Below are 7549 nucleotides of genomic sequence, written 5' to 3'. Positions count from 1 at the left end.
AGATCGGTTGCAACGGCTCTAAAAGGAATAACTAAATCATCAAAATCTGTCGTGTTATAGGCAGGATACATAATTTCGGACAAAAACTCCCTGAGATTCTGGTCTTTTAGTAAAGAGGTTTTAATTTTCGGTCTTCCTTTAACTAGATCCAAATTCACCAAATACCTGCCAAACTCGCTTTTTTCTTCCACACCAACATCTCTAAACGAAGCCTCACTCCCCAATAATTTACTCCAGTTAGCCGCTTTGGTCATGGAAGCAATACTATCTCCAGAGTATCCCATGGCATAAAGACCTCCAACAATGCTCCCCATACTGGTACCCACTATTAAATCGGGTACAATACCCAAACTATCCAAAGCTTGCAAAACAGGAATATGGGCAATACCTTTAGCGCCGCCGCCACTTAAAACCAAAGCTATTTTGGGTTTTTTGTCTTTTAAAGGCGTCTCGCTTTCTTGAGAAAAGATGTTTAATGGTAGAAAAACAAATAAACCAAAGAGACAAACACCTATAATTCTGGAGTTTCCAAGATTCAGGCTTGTAAAAAGAGTCATCATTTTTTTATTCATCTTATTATCAGTGGGGTTATCAATTATTTGGAATTTCTCAGCATCTAAAGATAAAATTAACTATTTATAAAAAACTACAATGCATACATTTTTAATAAAATTGAAGAGAGAATAAAAAAAAATAATTTTATTATTAATTTATGTTAAATTAAAATTACTTTTGTTATACACATTCCGCACTTTTAAATGGCTTGCTATAAACAATCCCACCCAAGCCCTGAAATTTATTGTAGTACTTAATAAGAATGGTATTCACTAAAAATTAATAACAATGAAAAAAATAATTTTTGCACTAATGATGGTTGTATTAGTGAGCAGTTGTTCTTCTGAAGTTGATAATTCGGAAAAAAACCTGGCACTTATTGAAAACTATGTCAAAGCAGTTGAAAACATGGATTTTGATGCCATGGATTTATATCTGGATGACAACTACCTTGGTTTAGGCCCTTCTTATGGCGACTCCATAAACAAAACACAAGCCATTACTAACTGGAAATCCAATGTGGAAACTCTCTATGAAAAAATACACTACGATAAATCCAGAAATGCGGCCATAAAAATTGTTACAGGAGACAACCAAGGGGATTGGATATCCAATTGGGCTGAACTTAAAATCGATTATAAAAACAACAGAGGTTCCGTAATTATTTGGGCCAATTCCATTTACCAAATACAAAACGAAAAAATTGTAAAAAGCTATACCTTCTATAATGAAGCCGATGTTTTAGGTCAATTAGGCTATACATTTTTTAACCCAGACGATTTTTAAACTTAATAAGCTATAAAATGAAAACAATCCTAATAACTTTCGTACTCCTAGTGTCATTTAATTATGCGGCTAAGGCTCAAAGCAAATCCTTAGCGTCTAGCTTGGGATTGTATGTGTTTCCAGCGAAAGAACAAAGCCAGGCCACTCAAGACACCGATGAAACTGCCTGTTATAAATGGGCCATGAATCAAACGGGGTTCGACCCCATGAATCCGACCAAGGTTCAAGCTGCGCAAGTAGACAAATCTGCTGATGGCACAGCGGTAGTTGGAGCTGCTGGTGGCGCTGCTGCAGGAGCTGCCATTGGCGCTATTGCTGGAGATGCTGGCGAAGGTGCTGCCATTGGTGCCATTGCAGGGGCCTTAAGAGGACGACGCGCAAAAGTAATGCACGACCAACAAGCTCAGCAACAAAACAATCAAGCTGCTGCATCTCAAGAAAAAGCGATGAGCGACGATTTTAAAAAAGCCTTTTCAGCCTGTTTGGAAGGAAAAGGATATACGGTTAAATAATAGGTATCTATGAAGAAATACACAACGCTCCTGTTCATACTCTTGTTTACAGGCTTTCATGCACAGTCGCAAGTATTGATATCTCTTTTGTTTGGAGACAAACTAAATTCCGAATACATCGAATTTGGTTTAGATGGAGGTGTGGATTTCGCGAGTTTAAACGGAATATCCTCAAATACAAGCACCAATTTTTATTTGGGTTTCTATTTCGATTTGACTATTAAAAAACATCCTGAGTGGATTTTTAACACGGGAGTTATTGTAAAATCTAATATGGGTGCCGAAGGTATTGCCGTGTACAACTTAAATGATGCCGACTTAAATACCGCTTTTGAAGGGGGCTCCATACAGCGTAAAATCAATTATTTTAATGTCCCATTGGTTATTAAAAGAAAGCTTGGCAACCATGTCCATGTTGGGGCTGGTACCATGCTAGGCTTAAGATATAAAGCACATGATATCTTTACCAATAAAGTAATCGATAAAGAAGACTTAACGTATAAGTTGGATATTAAAGATCAAACCACAGCGTTGGATGCCGGATTATTGGCCAGTATTAATTATAAGTTGCTCTCCAAAATGGGTATGAATATCAACTTAAAATATTATTATGGCTTGGTCAATATCAATAAAAACGACGCAGAAGGAAAACAATATAACCGATCTATTTATCTAGGTGTAGGCATTCCAATAGGTGCCGGAAAAAAGAAAAAAGAGACCGAAGCAGATACTACTTCTAAAGTAGAAACAAATTAAGCAGCAATCTTTTTCTTTTAAAAACCAAAACAAATCAATTAGCAAAAAACAGCCAGATCCAAACGCCAATCTTACTAGGCTTCCTTTTGGGCAAACACCAAATGCACCTAAAGCTGGAATGACGTTTACAACCACAGGGTCGATGAACGGGATGAATTCTAAAGAATTAAAACACAAAAAAGCCTTGAAATGAATAATTTCAAGGCTTTCTTTATGATATTTCTTATGGGGTTCTACTTATTTAACCGCCATTAATTCCACGTCAAAAATCAAGGTAGCATCTGGAGGAATAACGCCTCCGGCACCGCGACTTCCATAACCTAAATCGCTTGGAATTACAAATCTGGCTTTATCTCCAACCTGTAACAACTGGATCCCTTCATCCCAACCTGCAATAACCTGTCCCATTCCTACTGGAAATTCTAGAGGATCCTTGCGTTTGTACGACGAATCGAAAACAGTTCCATCTGGCAGCTGACCTTTATAATGTACTGAAACCGTTTTGCCTTTTTCAGCTTTGGCTCCAGTTCCTTTTTGTAAAATTTGATAACGTAAACCACTTTTGGTTTCTTCAAAACCTACAGCTAATTTATCCAATTCAGCGCTTTTGGCTTCACGTGCCGCCGCGATAAGCTTTTCACGTGAACCTTCAAAAGTTCTAAACGCTTCAATGGCATTATAGGCCTCAGCATCTGCTCCTACTCTTAATATTTCAAGGGTTTTTATTTCATCGCCTTGAGCAATGGCATCTACCACATCCTGTCCTTCAACAACTTTTCCAAAAACAGTATGGTTGTTATCTAACCAAGGAGTTTCTATATGGGTGATGAAAAATTGAGAACCATTGGTTCCCGGACCAGCATTGGCCATAGATAAGATTCCTGGTGCATTGTGTTTTAAATCTGGATGAAACTCATCGTCAAATTTATAACCTGGATTTCCAGTACCTGAGCTTTGCGGACAACCTCCTTGGATCATAAAATCTGGAATCACTCTGTGGAATTTTAATCCATCGTAATAAGGTGTGCCTTGTGCTTTCACCGAATTTTCCATGTTTCCTTCTGCTAAAGCTACAAAATTACCCACTGTTCCAGGTGTTTTCTTGTATTCTAAAGCGACTAATATCTCACCTTTATTGGTGTTGAACTTTGCGTATAAACCGTCTTGCATTTTTTATTTTTTTAATGAAAGTGCAAAGATAAGGAATGCAAGTAATAATGAATAATTAAAAATGAATAATGAATATCTAAATTCCAAAAACGAAAGCCCACTCAAAACTCTGAGCACTTTAAGCACTTCCAACTTTAGGCACTCAAGGCACTTTAGGCACTCCCAACTTTAGACACTCACAACTTTAGACACTCACAACTCTAGACACTTTTAAAAACTAATTCGCCACCTCACTAATAAACTTAATCCGATACAAACGCAATTCTTCATCGTCATAATCGCCATCAAATTCATTAATAGCCTCGTCTATCTTATCCGTTTTAGCTTCCATAAAATAATCATGAATCTCCTCTTGTTGATCATCATCAAGAATATCACTTATCCAATAATCTATATTCAATTTGGTTCCAGAAAAGACAATAGCTTCCATTTCCTTAATAAAATCCTTCATTTCCATACCTTTGGCCGAAGCAATATCATCTAAAGGCAGTTTTCTGTCAATGTTTTGAATGATGTATAGTTTTAACGCGGAATTGGTGCCTGTCGATTTCACAATCATATCATCTGGCCGGTCAATTTCATTTTCCTCGACATATTTGGCAATCAGCTCAATAAAATCTTTTCCGTATTTTTTGGCTTTTCCATCTCCTACCCCGTGCACATTACTCAATTCCTCAAGGGTCAACGGATATTTAAGCGCCATATCTTCCAATGATGGGTCCTGAAAAATAACAAATGGAGGAACGCCAAGTTTTTTGGCATTCTTTTTACGTAAATCCTTCAGCATGTTCATAAGGACTTCGTCGGCAACAGCGCCTTCCCCTTTAGCTGAAGTAATAATATTATCGTCTCCAGAGCTAGCAAACACATGGTCTTCGGTCATCATAAAAGATTCCGGGTGTTTTATAAAGTTTTTTCCAGCCTCTGTGATTTTGATCACTCCATAGGTTTCTATATCCTTCTTTAAAAAACCCGCTACCAGTATTTGTCGCACCATAGCCATCCAATAGCCTTTTTCCCGAGCCTTTCCTTTTCCAAAAAATGGCAGCTCATCGGTTCTATGCGATTTAATTAAGGCATTGGCCTTTCCAATAATGACATTTACCAAATCCTTGGTTTTATATTTTTCGTTGGTAGCTTCTACAGTTTCTAAAACCAAAACGGCTTCATCTTTGGCTTCATGTTTCTTTTTCGGATAACGCACATTGTCGTCCATATCGCCACCATCGCCTGTTTCGTTGTCAAATTCTTCCCCAAAATAATGGAGGATGAATTTTCTTCTGGAAATGGATGTTTCCGCATAAGCTACAACCTCTTGTAGTAAAGCTTGCCCGATTTCCTGTTCGGCCACAGGTTTTCCAGACATAAATTTCTCTAACTTTTCTATATCCTTATAGGCATAAAACGCCAGACAATGTCCTTCGCCTCCATCGCGTCCGGCACGTCCGGTTTCTTGGTAATAACTTTCTATACTTTTAGGAATATCGTGATGGATTACAAAACGCACATCGGGTTTGTCTATACCCATTCCAAAGGCAATGGTTGCCACCACCACATCAATATCTTCCATTAAAAACATGTCCTGATGTCTGGATCTGGTTTTAGCATCCAATCCGGCATGATAAGGCACCGCTTTCACCCCATTTACTTGCAGGGTTTGCGCCAATTCCTCCACACGTTTCCTACTTAAACAGTATATAATGCCCGATTTTCCACTGTTTTGCTTCACAAATCGGATGATATCGGCATCTACTTGTTTGGTTTTCGGTCGTACCTCATAATATAAATTGGGTCTATTAAAGGATGCTTTAAAAGTTGTGGCATTCGGAATGGCCAAATTCTTTAAAATATCTTCCTGAACCTTCGGTGTAGCCGTAGCAGTTAGCCCAATAATTGGAATATTATCGCCAATACGCTGAATAATATGTTTTAGATTTCGGTATTCTGGTCGGAAATCATGACCCCACTCACTAATACAGTGGGCTTCATCCACGGCCATAAAAGATATTTTCACCGAACGCAAAAACTCGACGTTCTCCTCTTTGGTAAGCGATTCTGGAGCCACATAAAGCAGCTTGGTAACACCGCTCAGGATGTCTTCCTTAACCCGTTTAATCTCCGTTTTATTTAAGGAGGAATTTAACACATGGGCTATGCCTTCCTCTTTAGAGATGCCTCTAATGGCATCTACTTGGTTTTTCATTAAGGCAATTAAAGGAGAAACAATAATAGCCGTACCTTCTTGCATAAGCGCAGGTAACTGGTAGCATAAGGATTTGCCACCGCCCGTGGGCATGATTACAAAAGTGTCTTTTCTAGCCAAAAGGCTTGTAATAACTTTTTCTTGTAATCCCTTGAACTTACCAAAGCCAAAATATGTTTTTAAGGCTTTGTGCAAGTCGTTTTCAATTATCGACATGAATCTTTTTAATTTTAATTTACACTTTCTTCCAATCCACTAAAATTAAATTGCTATTAATTATAGTTCGTATTTACAAACCCCTCAAATATTTTTCGTTAGCTTTGTAGCGTTTTTATACGAAGACAAAACTTGACAAGTTTGAATATGTTTAAAGATATGAAATTCTTTAAAAGCATCAACCCAAAAAATAATATATTTTGAACAAGCAGAATTCTATTATACATACTGCTAAACAAACGATTGAAATGGAAAGTAAGGCCATTTTCAATCTCTCTCGTTATATTGACGAAGAATTTGCAGCTAGCGTAGAGCTTATTTACAACTCTAAAGGTCGTGTTATTATCACCGGAATTGGAAAAAGCGCCATTATTGCTACTAAAATCGTAGCAACTTTAAATTCTACAGGAACACCTTCCATTTTCATGCATGCTGCCGATGCCATCCATGGAGATCTTGGACTTATCCTACAGGACGATGTGGTTATTTGCATTTCTAAAAGCGGGAATACCCCAGAAATTAAGGTGTTGGTCCCTCTTATTAAGAATGCCAAAAATAAAATGATTGCCATTACTGGAAATAAAGACTCCTTTTTAGGGAAACAAGCAGATTATGTATTGAATACCTTTGTTGAAAAAGAAGCCTGCCCAAACAACCTAGCCCCTACTACCAGTACCACAGCACAATTAGTTATGGGCGATGCCCTGGCCATCTGCTTATTGGAACTACGAGGCTTTTCTAGCACCGATTTTGCCAAGTACCACCCTGGAGGCGCTCTAGGCAAAAAATTATATTTACGCGTTAGCGATATGTCGGAAGTGAACGAAAAGCCACAAGTCAGCCTTCAAACAGGATTAAAAGAGGTCATTATTGAAATTACCGAAAAAATGCTGGGAGTAACAGCCGTCGTGGAATCGGGGAAAATTATTGGCATTATTACCGATGGCGATTTAAGACGGATGTTGAGCAAAACAGATAACTTTACCAGCTTGTTTGCTAAGGATATTATGAGCAAAAACCCAAAAACCATCGACTCGAACGCCATGGCTGTAGATGCTATGGAACTTATGGAGAAACACGGGATTTCACAATTGCTGGTAGAACATGAAGGAATGTATGCTGGTGTAGTGCACGTTCACGACTTAATTAAAGAAGGCATTTTATAATGACAAAAAGAAAGAATGTGAACGAAATGTCTTTCCTCGACCATTTAGAGGATTTACGTTGGCATTTAATACGTGCTACCATAGCCATTTTAATTGCGGGGACTGGAGCCTTTATCTTTTCCGATTTTATTTTCAACACCATCATCTTTGGTCCCAAGCGCATGGACTTCCCAACCTATAAGTGG

The 7549-nt window shown here is 38.1% G+C and carries 8 protein-coding genes; 5 read left to right on the top strand and 3 right to left on the bottom strand.

Features of this window, described 5'->3' with window-relative positions:
• On the bottom strand, window positions 1-572 hold a 572-nt coding region (locus VKY47_RS09835), incomplete at its 3' end, for a patatin-like phospholipase family protein (protein ID WP_324312417.1).
• Window positions 573-843: 271 nt separating this feature from the next.
• On the opposite strand from VKY47_RS09835, the gene VKY47_RS09830 reads away from it, so the two are divergent.
• Genes VKY47_RS09830 through VKY47_RS09820 form a run of 3 tightly spaced genes read left to right on the top strand, consistent with a single transcriptional unit; the run spans window position 844 to window position 2609 of the window.
• Window positions 844-1341 (top strand): membrane lipoprotein lipid attachment site-containing protein, encoded by a 498-nt coding sequence (locus VKY47_RS09830; RefSeq protein WP_324312415.1) that lies wholly within the window; start codon window positions 844-846, stop codon window positions 1339-1341.
• 17 nt (window positions 1342-1358) lie between these two features.
• Window positions 1359-1853 (top strand): glycine zipper family protein, encoded by a 495-nt coding sequence (locus VKY47_RS09825; protein WP_324312414.1) that lies wholly within the window; start codon window positions 1359-1361, stop codon window positions 1851-1853.
• A 9-nt stretch (window positions 1854-1862) separates the two neighbouring features.
• Window positions 1863-2609: an outer membrane beta-barrel protein gene (locus VKY47_RS09820; protein ID WP_324312412.1), complete on the top strand. Its 747-nt coding sequence runs from the start codon at window positions 1863-1865 to the stop codon at window positions 2607-2609.
• A gap of 237 nt (window positions 2610-2846) precedes the next feature.
• Here VKY47_RS09820 and VKY47_RS09815 read toward each other — a convergent pair whose 3' ends face one another.
• Both VKY47_RS09815 and VKY47_RS09810 read right to left on the bottom strand, forming a co-directional pair.
• On the bottom strand, window positions 2847-3779 hold the full coding sequence (locus VKY47_RS09815) for a peptidylprolyl isomerase (RefSeq protein ID WP_324312410.1): 933 nt from the start codon (window positions 3777-3779) through the stop codon (window positions 2847-2849).
• 217 nt (window positions 3780-3996) lie between these two features.
• Window positions 3997-6198 (bottom strand): RecQ family ATP-dependent DNA helicase, encoded by a 2202-nt coding sequence (locus VKY47_RS09810; protein WP_324312409.1) that lies wholly within the window; start codon window positions 6196-6198, stop codon window positions 3997-3999.
• 248 nt (window positions 6199-6446) lie between these two features.
• Between VKY47_RS09810 and VKY47_RS09805 the strand changes: the two genes are divergently transcribed.
• Window positions 6447-7364, top strand: a complete 918-nt coding sequence (locus VKY47_RS09805) for a KpsF/GutQ family sugar-phosphate isomerase (RefSeq protein WP_324312418.1) — start codon at window positions 6447-6449, stop codon at window positions 7362-7364.
• Window positions 7364-7549: twin-arginine translocase subunit TatC (locus VKY47_RS09800; protein WP_324312408.1), on the top strand; the 186-nt coding region annotated here is incomplete at its 3' end. The genes VKY47_RS09805 and VKY47_RS09800, both read left to right, overlap by 1 nt.

This window comes from Xanthomarina sp. (assembly GCF_035306705.1).
Lineage (GTDB): Bacteria > Bacteroidota > Bacteroidia > Flavobacteriales > Flavobacteriaceae > Xanthomarina.
This window is presented reverse-complemented; position numbering and strand designations above follow the sequence as displayed.